Source organism: Thiocapsa roseopersicina (assembly GCF_900106925.1).
Classification (GTDB): domain Bacteria; phylum Pseudomonadota; class Gammaproteobacteria; order Chromatiales; family Chromatiaceae; genus Thiocapsa; species Thiocapsa roseopersicina.
On the sequence record NZ_FNNZ01000001.1, the window covers coordinates 451150 to 472515 of the forward strand.

Consider the following 21366-nt stretch of genomic DNA (forward strand, 5'->3'; position numbering starts at 1 on the left):
TGCCGGCGGAGTCGCTTAACCTATTCGTTAGCCACGGAAGAAATGCACATGAATAACATCGAGAAATACAAAGATGATTTGGACGCATTGGTTATGCTCGGCCATGAGATGGAGCTGGACCTGACGTATCGCCACCTAAAAGAGCAGGGCGAACTCACCGATGAAGATGGAAAGCACGCAGACAAGATAAGAGAATCATTTGAGAAAAGTTATCAGCGATGGTACACCGAATCATGCTCCGTCATTAGACAGTTAATTCCATTTCGTTATGATGAATTCGAGCATCTTTATAAGGGCGAAGGCAGAAGAAAAGACATAAACGGTCATACTTATACGATCCAAGATTGGCAAAATGGAATCCGCTCAGGCAGAACCGCTAACGGAAAAAAAGTGTTTGATGATTTTGCTGGGGCTACCATGAGGTTTAAGACTCAGCTAAGCATACTTAAATCAATTCAATCAAGATTCACAAGCACGTTATTTGACATTAGGCAGCTCGTTCAGGCTGATCTTTTTGATTCTGAGTTGGGCGCCGCGAGGGAACTCTTGAAGCACAAATTTGTTCGGGGCGCAGGAGCGATAGCTGGCGTTGTCTTGGAAAGACACTTAGCGCAAGTAATGCAAAATCACAGTATAACCACACGTAAGACGAATCCTTCGATTAGTGAGTTTAACGATTTGCTAAAGAACGCAGGTGTTCTCGATACACCATCTTGGAGGCAGATTCAAAGGCTTGGCGACATTCGCAATCTTTGCGATCATAACAAGGAGCGAGAACCAACAATGGAAGAAACGGAAGAGCTAATAAGCGGTGTAGAAAAGTTCACAAAGACGTTATTTTAGCAAGCTCCGTGTTCCGTAGTAAGTGTGCCGAGTTCCGATATCCCTGTCTTGGGTTCGGGTTCTGGGGAGTTTTTTGAAATAAACAGGAAATAAGCAGGGACGGACCACGTTTAATTGCAAGAAGGGGCGGGAGTAGCAAAAGGGGCCGAATGGCACTCAGTTAAGCGGGAGTATTTCAATATCATAGGCTTACGCGAACACCAATGGTCAAGACACTGTTAAACTGGGCATGGATCTCGGCTTTCTAGGTCTCCGACGGCGGCTCTGCGACTTTTCGCGAAAAGGGGCCGGGCTCAATTTCTGCTACATACGTGCAGCCTCAACGGGCTTCATCACGGCGATTCCGGCCTCAGGACATCTCGCCCAATGCCTGCGCGACTGCCTGTTGAAATACCGCCTCATCGGCCGCGATGCCCGTCCAGGCGGAAAAGATCTGCATTGCCAGTTGAACCAGCATGTCGACGCCATCGACGATCGGGCAGCCCTTGTCCTTAGCCGTCTGCAGGAAGGGGGTGATGCGCGGATTGGTGATCACATCGACAAGGGTGGTGACTGGGGTGATCTGGTCCCAATGGATCGGGATGGATTCCAGCTCGGGCGCACAGCCCAGATGCGTGGCGTTCATGAGGATCTGGGTGCCGGCAGGGATCTCCGCTTCGCCGACCCAGGGTTGCCAGACGGCAGGCACGCCCGAGGCCCGGGTGACGGTTGCGGCGACCTCCTCGCCTTGTGCCTGGCGCCGGGTAATGAGGGTCAGGTGGGACGCTCCGGCCCAAGCCAGCTCGACGGCCATGGCCCGCCCGGCACCGCCGGCGCCGAGCATGGCCACTCGCTTGCCCGCGATCGGCGTGACCTTTTCGATGGCCTTGACGACACCCTTGCCGTCGTTGTTGTGGCCGATCAGCCGGCCCGCATCAATGGTCATGTAATTGGCGGCGCCGATCGCTTGCACATCCGCATCGACCTCGTCGAGGAAGGGGATGGACGCCACCTTGTAAGGCACGGTGATACACGCCCCGGCGAATCCCAGCGCACGGACCCCGGCAATGGCCGCCGGCAACAGGTCTTCCGTGGGGAGGTCGCATTTCCAGAATTGCCAATGAAGGCCGTGGTGGGCGTAGACGGCGTCGAACATGCGGTCGATGGGGTTCTCGGCGACCGGATGGCCAAGCATGGTGGTCAGTTGCTTCTGCGGGGGCAGAGAGAGGATGGACACGGGCGATCTCCAGGAGCGGATCAGGGTCGAGGTGTGTCTGAGCCGGGTGGATTGACTGCCGGTCAGGTGCCTGCGGCCCAACCGGTGACATGCACAGGACGGGCATTGATCTGCCGGGCCGGGGGATGCTGTGCTGCAGCGTGCGGCATCGCTCCGGGGTTGGCAGGGCCACCGCATCTACACGCCAGGGTATTGGCCTGCCCTCCAGTATAGGCAAGCGCGGGGTCATCCGCCCCTTGGTGGAAGACTCAAGTCGACCCGGTGGATGGGGCGCGGCGGACATCATCGCAACTCGCCAACCTCGCGCGCGCCTCATCTTCACACCCCACCGTCGTTCACCAGTGCGCCTAGCTCCAGTTCCACGCCGTCGAACATCGATGGGCTGATCCGATACGGCGGGCCGAGCTGGTAGGAACTTCGGTAGGCGCCGTTCTCGGGGGCACGGTGGACCCAGATGGCGCGCGCCGGGATGTCGATGAGCCAGACCTCGGGAATGCCGTAGCTGGCGTACAGCGGAAGTTTTCGCGTGCGGTCGTAGCGGACGCTGCTGTCGGCGACCTCGATGACCAGAAGCACATCTTCGGCCTGCGGATGTTCCGAGCTGTAGAAGTCGTCTCGCGGCTTGAGGATCGCGATGTCGGGCTGAGGTGCGCTGAGATCACCGAGGAGGATCGGGTTTTGGGGGGAGACGACGGCCCGCCGGCCGATGGCCTCGATGAGGAGCAACGTGAGCCGCTTGGTGCGACCGGCGTGAGGCGGTGTGATCGGCGGCATGTCGATCATCTCTCCTTCGATCAGCGCGATCCTGGCCTCCGGGTCCAGCGCGCCGGCCTCGCCCATGCGGAAGAACTCCTGAGTGGTGACGCGATGCGGACGCGGGGGTGGCAAGGCGTTGGCGTGCATGACGGTTCGGTCTGGGCTCGTTGACCGGCGATCGGCTCGAGGTTAGCCGGTCGGCGGGAGGGCGACAAGGGCAGCCCGCGCAGGTTGGTGTGAGCATAGAGCGCACCCCGTCATCTGCCGAGCACGCTGGCCGTTGCCGCTGCCGTGGTCTTTGTCAAACGGAACCCGATCCCTTGCTTGTCAGGCAGAGCATGTTTAGACTTTGTGTAAACATTGACTGGAGCCGAGCCATCACATCAATCGTTCTCGACATCAAACACTGGGGCAACAACCTCGGTGTGCGCTTGCCTGCCGCCATCGCCCGGGCTGCCCATCTGCACGCCGACCAGCGTGTCAACATCACCGTGGAAGGCGAACGGGTCATCATCACGCCGATCCGCGACGAGCGACTGACTCTGGAACAACGCCTGGCCTTCTTCGATCCCGAACGCCACGGCGGCGAAGCGATGCCCGCCGAGAAGGCCCTCGGTGCCGAACAATGGTGAAAACCGTCAAGGCCTGGGCGCCGAACCGCCAGGAGGTCATCTGGATCGACTGCAATCCCCAACGCGGGCAGGAAATGCGGGATGTTCATCCCTTTCTGGTGCTCTCGCCCAAGGTCTTCAACGAACGGACCTCGCTGGTCATCGGCCTGCCCATGACCACAGCCGCCTATAACGCCGACAACCCTTTTGCCGTAGCGGTCGGCGCAGCCGGGGGGCGCAAGGCCGGGCAAACCAGTTACGTTCTCTGCCACCAGCCCAAATCCTTCGACTGGCGTCTGCGCAGCGGCGCACCGCATCCGATGAAACGCATCCCCGATGCCCGCTTTGCCGAAGTGCTGGCAGTTCTCAACCAGATCGTGCAACTGGCCTGAATACCTCCGACGCCCAGCCGGACCCAGACACGGGCAAGGCTGGCGGGAATGGGACGCCTCGGCCGATTTCGCTTCGGATTTGAACGAGGCGAGTCGCCGCGAACGTGGTCGTGTACGAGCGCTTTAGTTGGTATTGTTTTGTGTCCGGACTCGGGCTAGGCTCCGATCAAGATCAACAAGCACGGTCGGATTTCGTGCTCGGACCGCATGCGGGAGCCCGCCGAGCGGCTGCTTTCGGGAGCCGACGGCGCACCGTGATCGACCACTCGCACCAACGGAGACACCCGATGACGCTACGCAGGAGGTTGCCCCTACTCGCCGTGGCAGCGGCGCTGTCCTTCAGTGCCGCGGTCTCGAGCGGCCCGACCTTCATCAACATACTCACGGGCGGTACCAGCGGGGTCTATTACCCGATCGGCGTTGCCCTGTCCCAGATCTACGGCGACGGGATCGACGGATCCAAGGCCACGGTGCAAGCCACCAAGGCGTCGGTGGAGAACCTGAACCTGTTGCAGACCGGGCGCGGCGAGTTGGCCTTGGCCTTGGGGGATTCGGTCTCGGATGCCTGGAACGGTGTCGAGGATGCCGGATTCAAGAAGCCGTTGGACAAGCTGCGCGCCATCGGCGGGGCGCATTCAAACTATATCCAGATCGTCGCGGGCGCCGATTCGGGTATCCGGTCCTTGGACGATCTTAAGGGCAAGCGCATCTCGGTCGGGGCGCCCAAATCGGGCACCGAGCTCAACGCGCGCGCCATCTTCAAGGCCGCCGGACTGACGTACGAGGACATGGGCAAGGTGGAGTATCTGCCCTACGCGGAGTCCGTGGAGCTGATGAAGAACCGCCAGTTGGATGCGACACTTCAGTCCTCCGGTCTCGGCATGGCGGCCTTCCGGGACTTGGCTTCCACCATGTCGGTGCGTTTCATCCCGGTGCCCGCGGACGTGGTCGCCGCGATCGGAAGCCCCGCCTATCGGCCCGGCGTTATCCCCGCCAACACCTACGAGGGTCAAGCCGAGGATGTGCCCACGGCGGCGATCGCCAATCTCTTCGTGAGCCATAGCGGCGTGTCGGACGAGTTGGCCTACCAGATGACCAAGCTGATGTTCGATAACCTGGACCGCGTGAGTGCGGCCCACTCTGCGGGCAAGGGAATCAAGCTCGATGAAGCCGCGAGGAATCTGCCGCTGCCCCTGCACCCCGGGGCCGAGCGCTTCTATCGGGAGGCGGGGGTGCTGAGCCCGGATCCGGCGGTTGACCGCGTCGTGCAACAGGACGATTGAACCACCGGCGTATTGCCGCCGATCAATCCACGTTGCCGGCTTGGTTGCGGCGCGCGGAATCTCACGCGGAAACACGGCAAAGGTGTAAAGGGCTGTGATCGATGAGCGAGCATCAACCCGCCCTTGCCGTTAACCCCTCGGCCTGGCCGCGGGCGGTGTTCGCCATCGCGATCGCCTTCTCCACCTTTCAGATCGTTACGGCCGCCTTCCATCCGGTCTCCTCTCAGGTGCTGCGGGCCGTGCATGTCGGCTTCCTGCTGCTGATGATCTTCCTGACCTATCCGATGGTGGGCCGCGGTCGGCCTTGGCAGCCGCTGGCGTGGCTGCTGGGACTCGCCGGCATGGCCACCGCCGCCTATCAGTGGTTCTTCGAGGCGGACCTGATCCAACGCTCCGGCGAGCTGACCGGTTGGGATATGGCCGTGGGTGTGCTCCTGATCCTGCTGGTCTTCGAGGCGGCGCGCCGGGTGATGGGCATCGCCCTGCCGATCATCTGCGGGCTCTTTCTGGCCTATGCGCTGCTCGGCCAATATCTGCCCGGCGACCTGGCCCACCGAGGCTACGGCGTCGACCAGTTGGTGAACCAGCTCTCCTTCGGTACCGAGGGGCTCTACGGCACGCCCACGTACGTGTCGGCCACCTACATCTTTCTGTTCATCCTCTTCGGCGCCTTTCTCGAGCAGGCCGGGATGATCCGGCTCTTCACCGACTTCGCGATGGGCTATTTCGGCCACAAGGTCGGCGGGCCGGCAAAGGTCTCGGTCGTCTCCTCGGCACTTATGGGCACCATCACGGGCTCCGGGGTGGCGAACGTCGTCACCACCGGGCAGTTCACCATTCCGTTGATGAAGCGGTTCGGCTATCGGCCGGCCTTCGCGGGCGGCGTGGAGTCCACCGCGAGCATGGGCAGCCAGCTGATGCCGCCGGTGATGGGTGCGGTCGCCTTCATCATGGCCGAGACCATCGACGTGCCTTTCGCCGAGATCGCCAAGGCGGCCTTGTTGCCGGCGCTGCTCTACTTCGGATCGGTGTTCTGGATGGTTCATCTTGAGGCGAAGCGGGGAGGGCTGCGCGGCCTACCCAAGAGCGAATGTCCGGATCCCTGGGCGGCGGTCCGGGCGCGCTGGTTTCTGTTGATCCCGCTGGCGGTGCTGATCTGGCTGCTCTTCTCCGGGCGCACGCCGCTCTTTGCGGGCACCGTGGGTCTGGCACTGACGGCCATCGTGATCCTGGGCTCGGCGATTATCCTGCGGGTGTCCTCCTTCCGCCTGAGGTTGGCCTTCTGGATCGCCTTGGGGGTGCTCTGCGCGGGCTTCTTTCAGCTCGGCATCGGGGTGATCTTCGGCGTCATCGCTGTCCTCGTGGTGGCCTGCTGGTTCGTCAAGGGCGGGCGAGAGACGTTGCGCATCTGTCTGTACGCCTTGGCCGAAGGACCGCGTCATGCGTTGCCCGTCGGCATCGCCTGCGCCCTCGTCGGGGTAATCATCGGCGTGGTGTCGCTTACCGGCGTGGCCTCCACCTTCGCGAGCTTCATCCTCGCGATCGGCCGGAACAGTCTCTTCCTCTCGCTGGTGCTGACCATGCTCACCTGTCTGGTGCTCGGCATGGGCATCCCGACCATTCCGAACTACATCATCACCAGCTCGATCGCGGCGCCGGCTCTGCTGGATCTGGGCGTGCCCCTGATCGTGTCGCACATGTTCGTGTTCTATTTCGGGATCCTGGCGGATTTGACACCGCCGGTCGCCCTGGCCTGCTTTGCCGCCGCACCTATCGCGGGGGAACGCGGGCTGAAGATCAGCCTCTGGGCCGTGCGCATTGCATTGGCCGGCTTCGTGGTCCCCTTCATGGCGGTCTACAACGAGGCGCTGATGCTGCAGGGGGACGACCTGCTCATGAGCGCCTTCATGTTCGCCAAGGCCGCCGTCGCCATCGGCCTCTGGGGGGCCGCATCGATCGGCTACTTCCAAGGACCGCTCGCCTGGTGGGAGCGCCTGCTGGCGATGGGCGCAGGTCTGTTGCTGATCCTCGCGCTACCCGTCACCGATGCGGCCGGATTCGTGCTCGCGGCACTCGTGCTTGCCCTGCATCTGTGGCGGCGGCGCCGGATTGTCGCCGAATGATCGGGCTCTGCATCGGTCTGGCCGGCATGGTGTGGGCCGAGCTGCCCGCGGACCGATTCACCCTGACTTGGCGTCACAGCATCGAGCGGGTGCCTTGGGAGGAGGATTATCATGTGACGCCGCATGGCCTGGTCCTGACCGAGGCGCGCATCAAGGGCGCGGGAGCCGGCATGGAGCCGCCCGAGGGCGCGCGGTACCGTGACGGTGCCTGGCACTATCGGCCCGATCTCCCGCCCATCCAGCCGTTGAGATTGGCCCGCACACCGGAGGCGGGGGATTACGACATTTGTCTCGAGCGGATCTGTCACCCGCTCTCGCACTGGATCGGGCCGCCGCGTGCGGAACAACCCGCGGTCGAGCTGTGGGCGTGCCGAATGTCCGGCGGGAGAGCGGGCGGGAGTCAAGTCCCGTACGCAGGGAAAGCCTGGTCGCTTGGAATCGTCAAGCGGAGCTTGGCGTGAAAATTCGTCTACACTGAAATTGCTTTACCCCGCCGATCCGATCAGAACGTGTCCAGTTGAGTCACTTGAATTCGACCCAGTGGATTGTTGTTGCCTCATCACGAATCACTACTCTGAGGGGAACGCTATGCACGGTTTCGAAAATCGCGGTTGGGATGTCCAGCGTGGACGCTTTGCCCAAACGGGCCGCTTCGGCAGACTGTTTCCGGAATTACGCAGCCTTACGGAGTTCAAGCCAGGACCGACGGAGCTCGGCAAGGTTGGCGGGGCCATGGATGGCGGAAATCCGCCGCCGACCGATACCAGCCAGAACAATCCACGTATCAAGGCCGGGTATACCTTCCTCGGTCAATTCATCGATCACGACCTGACCCTCGATACCACCTCGGTCTTGGAACAACAGATCGACGTCAATGCCACCCATAATTTTCGCACCCCGGCGCTGGAGCTCGATTCGCTCTACGGTCTGGGTCCGGCGGTTCAACCCTTTCTCTACGACCGGCACAATCGCTATCGCTTCCTGCTCGCGCCGGACGGACAGGATCTGCCGCGTAATTCGCAGGAAGCGGCGCTGATCGGCGATCCGCGCAACGACGAGAACATCATCGTCTCGCAGCTTCACCTGCTTTTCCTGAAATTCCACAACAAGGTCTTTAACGATCACACCGACCCGAGCCTGGGCGACCAGGAACGCTTCGAAGCGGCGCAAACTCTGGTGCGCTGGCACTATCAATGGATCGTCCTCAACGAATTCCTGCCAAGGACCATCGGTACCAAGACGCTCGCTCGAATCCTCGAGCAAGTACCTCTTGTCTATTCCGGCGATGCCTTCATCCCCGTGGAATTCAGCGTGGCGGCTTACCGGTTCGGGCATAGCCAGGTGAGGCCCGGCTATCTTGTCCACAGGCGGGACGGAACGCCTCAGGGCGCGGCCCTCTTCCCGGATCAGCCCGCGGCGGCGTTCGACATCGGCGATCTGCGCGGCGGACGCGTGGTGCCCCCTGAACTGGTGATCGACTGGGCGACCTTCTTTGGCCCGAGCGCCCAACCGGGCAAGCTAATCGATACCAAGCTCTCCACGGTCGTGCTCCGCCTCCCGGACACCGTTGTCCCGCCCGACACGCCCGACTCTCAGCGCTCGCTGGCCACGCGCAATCTCCAGCGCGGCCTGGACGCACGGCTCCCCGCTGGTCAGCACGTGGCCTGTTATCTCGGCATTCCGCCACTGGACGAAGAGACGCTCTGGGCCGGCGTCGACGGCGGCGAGGGGTTGGCACCGCTCTGGTTCTATATCCTGCGGGAGGCCGAGGCGCGGGGTGAAGGCCATCGGCTTGCCGGGGTTGGCGCGGAGATCGTCGGACGCGTGTTCGTGGCCATCCTGTTGGCGGATCGGGCCTCCTATCTCGCCAGCAATCCAAGCTGGACGCCGGTTCTGCCCGGGGCCGCACCCGGGCGGTTCACCATGACCGATCTCGCGAATCTAACGCTTGGAACCGAGATCCCGTCCGAGGAGACGGACGGCCTGCCGGGTGACGATTGACCTGACGCGGCACTCGCGACCCGAGTGTTGAGGACTCGCATCTGATCGGATCGCGCATCGACACCCGTCTCTCAAGGCCCCGCAAGGGGCCTTTCATTCGCCCGGACAGCGGTGCGGCCGAGGCTTGGACGACGCACGCGGAATCAGCCACGCCACATTGATCGGCCGCGGCTCTATGACTCAGCGATCGCCGCTCATGAGGTCTTTTTATCTTTGGACGAGCCCAACGGAAGAAAGCCGAGGCCAAGACTTGCGGGGGACTCACCGAGGTTTGACCGGTCCCGCCGTCGGCGTGCATTTCATGTCGTAACTTCGGCCATAGTGTCAGGTGTCGAAGAGCGCCAAGGGGCTTGCATGACACCGCGGAGCGGTGTCATGTGCTCTACCCCCGCGCCGGGGCGGGTGGGCTGCGCTGCGCTTGTCGACCCTACCGCTGGGATCGGCGACGTGGCCGGGTTGATGAGCGAGGCATCATCGGCGCAGTCCGACGCGGCTCGGGCATGGTGTCACGACGAGGAACGGACGTGCCTCCCACCTCAGAACCTGACCTGTACCCGCCAGCTCAGGATGGTCGACCCCTCGGCCGGGACCTCCAGCGTCCAGGAGGCGAGGTTCGATGCCTCCTTGGTGTGCGGTTGACTCTCCTTCTGCATGGTCCAGTCGCCCGGGATCTGCTCCGTGACCTTGACGGTGACCGCGGTCTCTTTGGCGTTCTTCACCTCCAGCTCGAATGCGGTCTCGTAGGCGTAATCGTAGGCGCTGGTGCCGGCGAGCTTCTTGAACTCGGTCTGGCGGCGCCGCGCAGTGACGTCGAAGCTCTCGCCGAGCTTGAGGGTGACGTTCTCGTTCTTCGGGGTATGGTCGACGGCGTCTTCGCCGACGAATTGAGCGTTGCCTCGGCTGTCCTTGGCGTAGACGCGCATGATCCCTTTCGGAAGCGGGATGCCGAGACTGCCGTCCTTGTTTTCGAAGCGCAGGGTCGCGGCGATCGGCAGCTTGGACCAGCCGTCCGAGGTGCGGGACTGATAGGCATAGGGTTGGCCGCTCACGACCAGCTCGCGCGTGACCGGGACCCGCGGTGCGCTCAGAAGGGCGACCTGCTTGGTCTGGTTATTCAGGATGTCGGTGGGACGGGGCAGGGTGTAGAGATGGTACTCGTCCAGGCTCTCCTCGGTCGGCATCGGTGGCGCCGCATCCATGGCCAGGCCGCGGGCCATCATGGGCATGGCCATCTCCTCCTCGACCTGATTGACCTCGCCTGCCACCAACTGCACCTGAGCGCCGCGATAGGCGATGCCGCTCTGATTGGTCAGGGTCACCCAACCGTTGAGGTCCATCTGGGTGCTGTCGGCGGAGAGGTCGGCGACATAGTCCGCCTTCCAGCCGAGTCCGCCGGTGAGATAGGACAGCTCGAATAGACCTTCGCCGCCGGTCGCGGCATTCAGATGCAAAACGAGCGTGGGCTGATCACGCAGATCCTCCGGCACGTCCGGGAAGGCGAGATGGCCGACGACCGTGGTCTCGATCCGATCGGCATAACGCAGGACAGGCGCCGGATTCGCGGCAAGGACGATGGCGTCCTCGATCTCCTCCTCTCCCGCGTCGTTGGTGCGGATGACCTGCACGGTGCGCCCGACATATTTTTGGAGCAGGCTTTCGGGGGTCAGCAGATCGAAATCGAAATTCTGCTCCAGCAAGCTGACCGAAAGTGTCCCCGAGGTCTCGGCGAGTAGGGCAGTCTCGGGTCGGATTCGCTGCGAGACGTTGCGCCATGCGAGACGGTTCTCGGCGGCGTTCAGGGTGAGGCGTCGGCGGTCCTTTACCAGCGCAAGATCGGCATTGTAGATGGTGACCGCGAGCGCCTCTTGGGCATTGTCGTCGACGCGTTGTTCATGATCCACGGCAGCTCCGATTGTGGCGTACAGCATGAGAGACGACGCGATGCCTGCGAGTAGGGGCGCGGTCGAGGGTGAACGATAGGGTCCGAAAAGAGATGGTGTCGAAGGCATGGTGTGCTCGTCGTGATCGGTACTCGGGGGCAATCGGCTGGAACCGTCTGGCTGTCGCGCGGATCGGCCTGTGGACCTAGGCCATCTTGTCGATAGCCGGTTGAGGCATGACAAGGGTAGGTCTTGCTGGCCCATACTGAGATTCAGGCTGTCGATATTGATGGTGATGAGCCCCGAGGCGTGGCCGGTCATCGCCGGCTGATCGGGCGGCGCGTCTTCGCTGTCGAGGAAATCGAAGGCGACGCCCTGCGCGGGATTCTGTTGTCGTGTATTGGATGTTTTCGAAGAAAATCGGTTGACCGCAAGACTGACAGACGAACGTCTTCATACTGGCGGTGGTTCCTAATCCTTTAGGATGGCGCTGCGCGGTCCGTGCCCGCAAACACGAAACCGGACCGCGCCGCCGTGCGCCGAATGAGCGGTCAACGGCGCCCCGTTCATCTGTCCGGCCAAAGCGGGTTAAGCGCGGTTTCCGGGATCGTCGCGTCGAGCCTGGCCCTGCTGGCCGTCAGGCCGGCGGAAGAGGGCGACTGCAAGTCGTCTATCCCGGGGTTTTGCCGCTTCGCGACGATCGCCGGCGTTGCTTCCGGCCGGTCGAATGAACAAGGCCGCCAAAGGCGATCGCTCGGCCTACTTGAAGCGCGAGTAGGCGTCCATGAATGCCTTGCTGGTGGCTTCCCAAGCGGTCTCCATGCCCTTGCGCATATCTTCCCAGGCCGACTCGCTCGCGTCGGTCATCTTGCTCAGCATCTCGCGGGCCTCGTCCTGTTGTTGCTTCAGCCGCTCCATCTGCTCCTCGTAATGCAGCTTGATGTCGGCCTGGGCACTCTCGGTCTTGGCCTGTAGTTTCTCCAGGTCCGCGTCCCACTCGTCCATCTTGGCCTTCATCTTTTCGATGTAAACTTTGCGGTCGATCATTGTCGTTTCCTCCATCGAGATCTGATCAGGGCATGCACGGATTGCGCATCGGAGTATTCCGCGTCGTCGGTCCGAAAGCAACCGTGCCCGGCGACGTCAGTCGATCGGATCAATCCGGCCGAGAGCGATGCCCGTAGATGCGCGAAAGCCTGTCCGGATAGACGCCGAGTGCATAGGCCAGGCGCAACGACCACATGAGCAGGACGGTGCGCACCACACCTTTACTCTCCCAGCGCCGTCCGGAGGTGACGACGGGATTGCGCACACACAAGGGTGGGCCGTGGTGCTTGAGCTCACGCGAAAGTGCGATGTCTTCCATCAAGGCGATCTCGAGATAACCGCCGACGCGCTCGAATAGCGCCCGGTCGACGAAGATCGCCTGATCCCCGGTGGCGATCCCGGTAAGACGCGAGCGTTGGTTCATGCTCCAGGCGACGAGCGGGAGGAGCGGATGGCGGCCATCGATCCGCACGTCGAAGCGGCCCCAGGAGCGTCCGCTGCGCGCGAGCAGATCGGGAAGGCAGAGCAACGTCTCGATCGGCGGTCGCGTGTCCGCGTGCAGAAAGACCAGGAGATCGCCGCGGGCCGCCACGGCGCCGGCGTTCATTTGAGCGGCACGGCCACGCGGCGCGCTCAGAACGCGGTCCGCATGGGGTGCGGCGATACCGGCCGTGCCGTCCGAACTGTCCCCGTCGACGACCAGGGTCTCGCCGCCGGCCGCGCGGACCGGTGCGAGCGTCGCGAGGAGCGAGACGATGCCCTGCGCCTCGTTGAGGGTCGGGATAATGACGGAGATGATCGGATGTTGTTGCAACATTCGGTAAACGCCTCGGTAGTTTCACGCGGCTGTGTCGGCTAAGGGTTCGTGTTAGCCTCCGCGACGGATGTGCTGGTTGTCGATTCGACGCCTTCAACAAGGCCCATGAAATCGCAGGGAATACGATGAAAGACGCACCAGAAATACCCGTCCTCGTCACCGGCGGTGCAGGCTACATCGGCAGCCATGCCTGCAAGCTGCTCCATCAAGCCGGTTATCGGCCCATCGTCTACGACAATTTGGTTCATGGACATCGCTGGTCGGTGCGTTGGGGGCCGCTCGAAGAGGGCGATATCCGGGACCGCTCGCGCCTGGATGAAGTGTTCGAGAGCCATCGGCCCGTGGCGGTGATGCACTTCGCCGCGTTTTGCTACGTCGGCGAATCCGTACAGCATCCCGGCAAGTACTACCGCAACAATGTCGCCGGGACCCTGACGCTGCTGGAGGCAATGCGCGATCACGGCGTCGCCCCGCTCGTGTTCTCGAGCACCTGCGCCACCTACGGCGTCCCATGCAGCCAGCGTATCGCCGAGGATCACCCGCAGAACCCGATCAACCCCTACGGCGCATCCAAGCTCATGGTCGAGCGAATGCTCGCGGACTTCGATACGGCCTACGGTCTGCGCGCGATCGCACTGCGCTATTTCAACGCCGCCGGCGCGGACCCGGACGCCGAGATCGGCGAGGACCATGATCCGGAGACTCATCTGATTCCGCTCGCCATCGCGGCCGCCGCCGGAACCGGACCCGGACTCACCGTCTATGGAACCGACTACGACACGCCGGACGGAACCTGCATCCGCGACTACATCCACGTCGCCGATCTCGCCCAAGCGCATCTCCTTGCCCTGGGCGCACTGCTCGGCGGCGCGCCGAGTCGCGCCTACAACCTCGGCAACGGCCAAGGCTTCTCGGTGCGCGAGGTCATCGCGGCCACCGAGCAGGTCACAGGCTCGCCCGTCCCTGTACACTACGGACCGCGCCGCGCCGGCGATCCTCCGCGATTGGTCGGGGATGCGAGCCGCATCCGCAGCGAGCTGGGCTGGGTGCCCGCGTACGCGAGCCTCGACTCGATCATCCGTACCGCCTGGGATTGGCATCGCGGGTCGGCCTTGGAGGGAAAGGAAGGGGCACGGACCGCCGCGGTCATGGCCACGGCCGAGGGCTGATCGGGACAGCGATCCCGGAAGGAATGTCCTTGCCTTGAGCGCGGCCGGTTCAGCGCCGGTCTTGGTAATCCACTCTCACCCTCGCCCTCATCCGAGCGTACACGAATTGGCGGGCTTCCGAACCCGTTTTGATTGATCTTCGCCTGCCAGATACACGTATTGTCCGAGTCTGGCCTTATCGCAGCGTCGACCCTAACGATGAATTATCAAAACATGCTCTGTCTCGGCGACAGCCAGACATTCGGGGCACGCAGCTACGGATGTTACCCGCTCCACCTTGCCAGGATCCTTCGCGAGCGCAGCGTCTACAGGTGGCGCGCCATTAACCGTGCGACCAACGGCCATACGGCACGCGACCTCTGGTTCCGGCTCGGCCAAGAGCTCGACGGCATCGGGGACACGTTCCAGGCGTGCCTGCTGATCGGCACCAACGACGTCGGCGAGGCGACGCCGATCGATCTGTTCGGTGAATATTACCGCCAGTGTTTGGAGGCGCTCTTCATCAAAGGTTATCGCAGCGTCTTCTGCGGAGAGATCCCCCCGATTTATGCCGACGGACATGGTTTCTTTTCTCGCGAGCGCGCCGCGTCACGGCACGCTTACAACGATGTTTGCCGCACGCTCGTGGCGAGCTTCCCGGACGCGCACTGGGTCGAGATGGGCGAGATCCCTCGGAGCTGTTACGAGGATCCGGTCCATTTCAACGAGGTTGGCAACCAGTGGGTGGCCGAGCGCTTCGCCGACGCGGTGATGGCCCGATGAAGATTGCAGTGGTGACGGGAACACGCCCGGAGATCCTCAAGAATTATTCGATTGTCGCGGCGCTGCGTCGCTCCGGTGCATCCTTCAGCGTCCTTCACACCAATCAACACAGCGATCGGCTGATGTGCGACGTGATGTTCGAGGAGATGGGCTATGCCCCCGATGTCGTCATGTCCTCTCCCTACGAGACGGGTCGGGCCATCAGCTGGCTGTCCGACCTCTTCGTCACGCTCCGGATCGATCTCGTCCTCGTCAACGGGGACACGGCGGCCGCCGTTGCGGCGGCGATCGCCGCTCTTTACACGGATCGACGTCTCGCCCATGTGGAGGCGGGGCTGCGCTCCTTCGATGACGAGATGCGCGAGGAGCGCAACCGGATTGTCGTCGACGCCATCGCTCACCAACTCTTCACCTACACCGAGTGCGAGGCCGACTATCTGCGTCGTAGCCCGGAGCTGCGCGGTCGGGTCGAGGTCATGGGCAACACCACGGTCGATCTCATCGAGGACTTCCGTGACCGTCTCGGGCCTCGACGGGATGGCCGCTATGCCTTCGTGACGCTCCACCGCAAGGAGTTGACCGATCGCCCGCTGCGACTCGCAGCCGTTTTCAGGGGGCTTGCGCGCTTGGCCGAACGGTTCGACACCGTGCTCTTTCCCATGCACCCGCGTACCCGCGACATGATGACGCGTCACTGCATCGATCCGGCACTCTTGGGCGCGGTCGTCGTGACCGAGCCCGTCTCGGGACTGGACGCACTGGCTCTGCAGCGTCACGCCGCGGTCGTGGTGACCGACAGCGGTTGTATCCAGGAGGAGGCCTACATCCTGGGTGTGCCCTGCGTGACGGTGCGCGAGAACACCGAGCGTCACCAGACCATCCTGCACGGCGCGAATCGACTGGTCGGATTCGACCCGGACGCCATCGTTGCGGGGGTCGAGACAGCGCTGCGCAGAAAGCGCGGCGGCTGGCCTCCGATCTACGGCCGCAGCGGGGCAGGAGACCGCATCGTGACCCACCTGTTGGACGAGACGCCGCGGAGCGCGAACCGAACGCGCTCGATCGAGCCTGTCGGGCTCGCGCCGATGTCGCTCAAAGGCGCGGGTCGTTGAGCCTCACTCGCCGCAACGATCCAAGTGACGCCTTTCGAGACGAACCTTCACCGGTACGGGATCCAATGCACATGCCGACCTTGCTCGCCGTCAACAACTACCACTACCGTCGAGACGGCTCCGAGGCGGTCTTCTTCGATCACGCGTACCTGTTCCGTCAAGCCGGCTGGGAGGTGGTCCCCTTCTCGATGCAGCATCCGAGCAACCTGCCGTCCCCTTGGGCGGACTTCTTCGTCTCGGAGGTGGAGTTCGGCAGGGTCTACTCGTTGCCGCAGAAGCTGGTCCGGATCCCGAAAGTGATCTATTCGCTGGAGGCTCGCCGCAACCTCGGGCGCCTCCTCGATCGGGTGCGTCCCGAAATCTGTCACTGCCACAGCATCTATCACCATCTCTCGCCGTCCATCTTGGGGCTGCTGAAACGCCGCGGGATCCCGGTCGTGATGACCCTTCATGATCTCAAGCTGGCATGCCCGGCCTACCATATGTTCAACCGCGGCGCGGTCTGCGAGCGTTGCAAGGGTGGTCGGCTGCACGAATTGCTGCTCGGGCGCTGCATCAAGGGCTCCTTGGCGCTGAGCACGATCGTGGCCGCGGAGGCCGTGCTGCACGGGCTGCTGCACTCCTATCGAGACCACGTCGATCGCTTCATCGTGCCGTGCCGGCACTATCTCGAAAAGCTGGTGGAATGGGGCTGGGACCGTGAGCGTTTCGTTCACATCCCCAATTTCGTGGATCCGCTGGGCTATCTGCCCGATCCGCGTCCGGGTTCCGCATTCCTCTACTTTGGTCGGCTCTCTCCCGAGAAGGGGCTGACAACCCTAATCGAGGCCGCGGCCAAGGCGGGGGTCTGCGTGCAGCTGGCCGGAGACGGTCCGCAGCGGGACGCCTTGCAGGCACTGGCCGAGACACTGCACGCGGATGTGCAATTTCTCGGGCGTTTGGAAGGCGACGCGCTGCACGCGGCGGTACGCTCATCGCGCGCGACCGTTCTTCCGGCGGTCTGGTACGAGAACGCACCGATCAGCGTGCTCGAGTCCTACGCCTTGGCCAAGCCGGTCATCGGTGCGGACATCGGCGGCTTGTCCGAGCTGATCCTGCACGACCAAACCGGAGCACTGGTCCCGAGCGGTTGCTCGGACACGCTTGCGGCGACCTTGCGGCGTTTCGCCGAGCTGCCGGACACGCGCATCGCCGAGATGGGCCGTGCGGGTCGAGCGCTCGTGGAGACCCGCTACTCGCCTGCGTCCTATTTCAATGCCGTGGAGGGGCTCTACGATGATCTCGTCAGAACAGGCTGAACAGGCCATGCCTTCGGCGGTCTCGGTCGATCGAGTCGACCTCCGCGCGCGAGGTGACCTCGGGGCTGACTGCGGTTCGGACTCCGGGTCAGCCTCGGAGATCGGCGTGTCGGATCGCGGGCAGTTATTGCCGCGACTCTCCGAGCGCGTCGACATCCGACTCGGCTATCGCTGCAACGCGCGCTGCGGCTTCTGTTACTACAAGGAATCCCTGACCAGCACGCGCGACGAGCCTTCAACCGAGCAGGTGAAGGAACGCTTGCGGATCATGCGACGCGCCGGCGCGAGCGAGGTCGAGTTTACCGGCGGCGAGCCCACCATCCGCCGCGACCTCCCCGAGCTGATCGCTGCCGCCAGGGCTCAGGGCTACCGCAACATCTCGATGATCAGCAACGGCTTGCGACTGGCTGACCGGGGCTACGCGGAGACGGTCGTGGCGGCAGGCGCCAACGACGTCCTCTTCTCGTTGCACGGTCACGAGGATGCGCTGCACGATCGGCAAACCGGCGTGCCGGGCAGCTTCAAGAAGATCCTCGCGGCGATAGGACACATCCAGGCCCTCGGGGCGCGCTGCCGCATCAGCACCACCGTCAACGGCGAGAACGTCGAACGGATCACCGACATCGTCGGTCTGGAGATCGATCTGGGCGCAGCCGCCATCCACCTCGCGGTGTTCAGCCCGGTCGCCGAAGCCGGTGGGGGCGACAGCCCGTCCATGGTGGACTACGGGTCTGCCGCAGCCGCGATCAAGCGCGCCATCGACCGGCATCGCGACCGGCTGCCGCCGCTCAGCGTGAAGTACATCCCCTTTTGCTTCATGCGCGGTTACGAGCAGTACGTGATGAACCTTTACCAACAGAGCTTCGATCCGGACGACTGGAACTATTTTATGAGCCAGGTCGTAAGGCGCGGCGAGCGGCCTCTGCATCGCGCCATCGTGCACGCCGCCGGGTTGGTGGGGACTTTGCTGCTGAAGAATCCCGGTTTCGCTCTGCGCCACGGCAGACGCGGTCTCGAGACCCTGGGCGTGACCCGTCTCGTCGAGCTGCTGCGCAAGCGACGGCCGAAGGCATGCCGACGCTGCCGCTACGACACTGTCTGCGATCACGTCTGGAAGGACTACCTCGCGGTCTTCGGCGATGGGGCCATCGTCCCGGTCGAGGGTCCGAAGGTGCAGGATCCGGTTTGGTGCTATGCGCTGGCCCGCTCGCGACAGCCGGGGTCGATCGTCGCCGCCCCGGTCGCGTCTCCGATTGCGCCGGGTGAAGGCCGAGCGACGGCGTTCGGCGCGTGACACGGGTCATGGCTCCGGCTCCGGCTCACGCCGTGCTGATCAGCGGGGCGTCGAGCGGCATCGGACGGGCCTGTGCGCTCGACCTCGCCGCCGGAGGCTTTCGGGTCTTCGCAGGTGTGCGACGCGAGACCGATGCCGAGTCCTTGAGGCGTGCGGGAGGCGATCGCCTACACCCGGTGATGTTGGATGTCACATGCGAGCAGGACATCCTGAAGGCCCTCGGCGACATCCGGCAAGCACTCGATGCGCGCGAGCGCTTCGCGCTGGTCAACAACGCCGGGGTCGCCTTGTCCGGTCCGTTGGAGGCCACGTCGAGCGAGGCGCTGCGGGACCTCTTCGAGGTCAACGTCGTGGGCGTCTTGTCGCTGACCCGCGCAGCACTCCCGTTGCTGCGCGAGCGTCGCGGTCGCATCGTCAACATCGGCTCCACCAGCGGGCGCTTCGCCTCCGCCCTGCTCGGACCTTACTGCGCCTCGAAATTCGCGCTCGAAGCACTGACGACGAGTCTGCGGCTCGAGCTCGGCGAGACCGGCATCCAGGTCAGCATCATCGAACCGGGTGTGGTCGCCACGCCCTTTTGGGACAAGATGCGATCCGCCGAGCAACGCCTGCTCCGGGAGATGCCCGAGGCGCTGCGGGCAGGCTACGCCGATCGAATGGCCGCTCGACATGTCCTGATCGAGCGGCTCGGGCGGTCCGGGATGGCGCCGGAGGAGGTCGCGCTCGCGGTGCGGCACGCGCTTTCAGCCAAACGACCCCGCAAACGCTATGTGGTGGGCCTGCGGGATCGGATCCGTGCCGCAGCCGCGGCCCGGCTGCCCGATGGCCTGCGCCGCGCGATCGCGACCCTGCGTGGCCGCGGAGCGGCGTCTTTCCGACGGTAACGGCCCGCCGCAATCCGCGCTCGTCAATGCTCATGCCCGACATACAGTCGGGTGAGCGCCTCGCGATAATCAGCCAGGATCTTGGCCCGCTTGAGCTTCATCGTGGGGGTCATGCGGTCGTTCTCGATGGACCAGGGGCAGGCGGCCAAGGCCACGCGGCGGATCTTGGCATGACCGGGGAAGCCGGTGAGCCGGCTCTCGATCCTGATCTGCAGGATGGGCTCGAGTCGTCCGTCGGCATCGGCGGCCATGGGATCGGCCGGCAGTCCTTCGTCCTTCGCCAGCGCCGCGTAGACATCCGCGTTCAACACCACGAGCGCACTCAGGAAGGGGCGCCCCTCGCCGATGACCAGGACCTGCTCGAAGAGCGGATCGCCGGCGATTGCCAGCTCGATGTCGGCCGGCGGGACCTTCTCGCCGTTGGCCAGAACCAGGATGTCCTTGATGCGGCCGGTGATGAAGAGGTGCCCATCCTGCACGCGCACCTGGTCGCCGGTCTTGAGCCAACCTTCGCTGTCGAGCATCTCGGAGGTCGCTTGCGGCTGGTTCCAGTAGCCCTTCATCACGCCGGGCGAGCGCACGATCAGCTCGTCGAGATCGCCGATGCGGTACTCGAGTCCGGGCAGCGGCCGGCCGACGCTCTCGGGGATGTTGTCTTCGAGCGGGCTGACGCTGATGACGGGGCTGGTCTCGGTAAGGCCGTAGCCCTGCACGAGCGGAACACCGAGCGCGATGAAGATCCGCGCGATGTCCGGTGCCAAGGGCGCCCCGCCGCAGACCGCAACCCGCAGTCGTCCGCCGAATCGCGCGCGGATCTTGGCGCCGACCAGGTGATCGAGCAGCGGGGCCGCCAACAGACGCGGGTACCAGTTCGCCCGACCCTGGCTGTGCTCGAAGCGAGCCCAGCCCGTGCTCACGGCCTGCTCGAACAGCCGGCGCTTGATGGCCGATTCGCCGTCGAGCCGTTCGCGCAGCCTCGCATGAACCCGCTCGAAGATCCGCGGGACCGCGATCATCACGGTCGGTCGGATCTGCAGCAGATCCTCGGCCAGTTGCGGGATCGACCGGGCAAAGGCGACGCTGCAGCCGGCCATGATCGGCAGGACGCAGCCGGCGGTACGCTCGAGGGTGTGCGAGAGCGGCAGGAAGGACAGGAAGCGGTCGTCGGGCCGTGCCGGGATGAGCTTGAGCGATGCCTCGGCGTTCCAGAGGATGTTGCGATGGCTGAGCATGACGCCTTTCGGATGCCCGGTGGTGCCGGAGGTGTAGACGATGGTGGCGAGGGCGTCGGGGTTGTCGACACGATCGATGGGGCGGCGCTCGACCACGGGCATCGCCTTGTCGAGCCAATCCCGAACCGCAAGGGCGCCTTCGGGAAGCGGCGCATCTCCCGGCTCGAGGATCAGCAGGCGCTTGAGTTGGGCAAGCGTCGGGTCGATTGCGGACAACTCGGCGCGTTGCGCGGCCGTCTCGAGCAGCAGGAGTCGAACGCCTGCATCTTCGAGGATGTGCCGGACCGCCTCCGCCCGGTCGTCGGGATAGAGCGGCACCGTGACCAGGCCCAGACCGAGCGCCGCCAGATCGAAGGCGACCCATTCGCGCCGATTGCGCATCGTGAGGGCCACACGGTCGCCGGGCGAGAGACCTTCGCGCATCAAGGCCGCCTGCCAATGTGCGACCGATCGAGCGGTGTCGCGCCAAGTGGTCTCGATCCAGGTCTGGGTTGTCTCGTCGAACTGAACGTAGGCGACCGCATCCGGGGTGCGCGCGACGCGTTCGAGTAAAAGCCCGCAGAGGCTGACCGCCTCCTCGGCCGAGATGAGATCCAGCAGGTGGGTCGAGACGCCTGTCGTTGCGGTTTGATCGAACAGCAACATG

19 protein-coding genes are annotated in these 21366 nt (G+C 63.8%); 13 read left to right on the forward strand and 6 right to left on the reverse strand.

Going from position 1 to position 21366, the window contains the following annotated elements; all coding sequences use genetic code 11:
* Positions 1-48 precede the first annotated feature (48 nt).
* Positions 49-843, forward strand: coding sequence for a hypothetical protein (locus BLV04_RS02080; RefSeq protein ID WP_093027594.1), 795 nt, complete (start codon positions 49-51; stop codon positions 841-843).
* 349 nt (positions 844-1192) lie between these two features.
* Here BLV04_RS02080 and BLV04_RS02085 read toward each other — a convergent pair whose 3' ends face one another.
* Entirely contained in the window at positions 1193-2059 is an 867-nt protein-coding gene (locus BLV04_RS02085; RefSeq protein WP_245731666.1) for a shikimate dehydrogenase family protein, read from the reverse strand.
* 318 nt (positions 2060-2377) lie between these two features.
* A complete protein-coding gene (locus tag BLV04_RS02090) occupies positions 2378-2962 on the reverse strand; it encodes a Uma2 family endonuclease (protein WP_093027596.1) in 585 nt (194 codons plus the stop codon).
* 230 nt (positions 2963-3192) lie between these two features.
* Between BLV04_RS02090 and BLV04_RS02095 the strand changes: the two genes are divergently transcribed.
* The 6 genes from BLV04_RS02095 to BLV04_RS02120 all read left to right on the forward strand — a co-directional run bounded on the left by BLV04_RS02095 (position 3193) and on the right by BLV04_RS02120 (position 9225).
* Positions 3193-3447, forward strand: a complete 255-nt coding sequence (locus BLV04_RS02095; RefSeq protein WP_093027871.1) for an AbrB/MazE/SpoVT family DNA-binding domain-containing protein — start codon at positions 3193-3195, stop codon at positions 3445-3447.
* Positions 3441-3818: a type II toxin-antitoxin system PemK/MazF family toxin gene (locus BLV04_RS02100; protein WP_093027598.1), complete on the forward strand. Its 378-nt coding sequence runs from the start codon at positions 3441-3443 to the stop codon at positions 3816-3818. Before BLV04_RS02095 ends, BLV04_RS02100 begins: the two co-directional genes overlap by 7 nt.
* Positions 3819-4105: 287 nt before the next feature.
* Positions 4106-5101 carry a TAXI family TRAP transporter solute-binding subunit gene (locus BLV04_RS02105; protein ID WP_093027600.1) on the forward strand — a complete coding sequence of 332 codons (996 nt, stop codon included), beginning with the start codon at positions 4106-4108 and terminating at the stop codon, positions 5099-5101.
* A 101-nt stretch (positions 5102-5202) separates the two neighbouring features.
* Positions 5203-7224 (forward strand): TRAP transporter permease, encoded by a 2022-nt coding sequence (locus BLV04_RS02110; protein ID WP_093027602.1) that lies wholly within the window; start codon positions 5203-5205, stop codon positions 7222-7224.
* A complete protein-coding gene (locus tag BLV04_RS02115; protein ID WP_093027604.1) occupies positions 7221-7685 on the forward strand; it encodes a DUF1850 domain-containing protein in 465 nt (154 codons plus the stop codon). The genes BLV04_RS02110 and BLV04_RS02115 overlap by 4 nt, the downstream gene beginning before the upstream one ends.
* Positions 7686-7812: 127 nt before the next feature.
* The gene (locus BLV04_RS02120; RefSeq protein ID WP_093027606.1) at positions 7813-9225 is read left to right on the forward strand and encodes a peroxidase family protein; all 1413 of its coding nucleotides are present in this window, start codon (positions 7813-7815) and stop codon (positions 9223-9225) included.
* A 536-nt stretch (positions 9226-9761) separates the two neighbouring features.
* On the opposite strand, the gene BLV04_RS02125 is transcribed toward BLV04_RS02120, so the two are convergent.
* From BLV04_RS02125 to BLV04_RS02135, 3 genes are all read right to left on the reverse strand, one after another.
* Positions 9762-11126, reverse strand: a complete 1365-nt coding sequence (locus BLV04_RS02125; RefSeq protein WP_245731667.1) for a DUF4139 domain-containing protein — start codon at positions 11124-11126, stop codon at positions 9762-9764.
* A gap of 738 nt (positions 11127-11864) precedes the next feature.
* Entirely contained in the window at positions 11865-12152 is a 288-nt protein-coding gene (locus BLV04_RS02130) for a sll1863 family stress response protein (RefSeq protein ID WP_093027608.1), read from the reverse strand.
* A gap of 109 nt (positions 12153-12261) precedes the next feature.
* Positions 12262-12969: a TIGR04283 family arsenosugar biosynthesis glycosyltransferase gene (locus tag BLV04_RS02135; protein ID WP_093027610.1), complete on the reverse strand. Its 708-nt coding sequence runs from the start codon at positions 12967-12969 to the stop codon at positions 12262-12264.
* 125 nt (positions 12970-13094) lie between these two features.
* On the opposite strand from BLV04_RS02135, the gene galE reads away from it, so the two are divergent.
* The 6 genes from galE (at position 13095) to BLV04_RS02165 (ending at position 19488) form a co-directional block, all read left to right on the forward strand.
* Entirely contained in the window at positions 13095-14138 is a 1044-nt protein-coding gene (gene galE, locus BLV04_RS02140; RefSeq protein WP_093027612.1) for a UDP-glucose 4-epimerase GalE, read from the forward strand.
* Positions 14139-14336: 198 nt separating this feature from the next.
* On the forward strand, positions 14337-14900 hold the full coding sequence (locus BLV04_RS02145) for an SGNH/GDSL hydrolase family protein (RefSeq protein WP_093027614.1): 564 nt from the start codon (positions 14337-14339) through the stop codon (positions 14898-14900).
* A complete protein-coding gene (gene wecB / locus BLV04_RS02150) occupies positions 14897-16012 on the forward strand; it encodes a non-hydrolyzing UDP-N-acetylglucosamine 2-epimerase (protein ID WP_093027616.1) in 1116 nt (371 codons plus the stop codon). The genes BLV04_RS02145 and wecB overlap by 4 nt, the downstream gene beginning before the upstream one ends.
* A gap of 71 nt (positions 16013-16083) precedes the next feature.
* Positions 16084-17310, forward strand: a complete 1227-nt coding sequence (locus tag BLV04_RS02155) for a glycosyltransferase family 4 protein (RefSeq protein ID WP_217633637.1) — start codon at positions 16084-16086, stop codon at positions 17308-17310.
* A gap of 106 nt (positions 17311-17416) precedes the next feature.
* Positions 17417-18604 carry a radical SAM protein gene (locus BLV04_RS02160; RefSeq protein ID WP_175534450.1) on the forward strand — a complete coding sequence of 396 codons (1188 nt, stop codon included), beginning with the start codon at positions 17417-17419 and terminating at the stop codon, positions 18602-18604.
* A gap of 8 nt (positions 18605-18612) precedes the next feature.
* Entirely contained in the window at positions 18613-19488 is an 876-nt protein-coding gene (locus BLV04_RS02165) for an SDR family oxidoreductase (protein WP_093027620.1), read from the forward strand.
* Positions 19489-19511: 23 nt separating this feature from the next.
* Here BLV04_RS02165 and BLV04_RS02170 read toward each other — a convergent pair whose 3' ends face one another.
* Positions 19512-21365, reverse strand: coding sequence for an AMP-dependent synthetase/ligase (locus BLV04_RS02170; protein WP_093027622.1), 1854 nt, complete (start codon positions 21363-21365; stop codon positions 19512-19514).
* Position 21366: the final 1 nt, after the last annotated feature.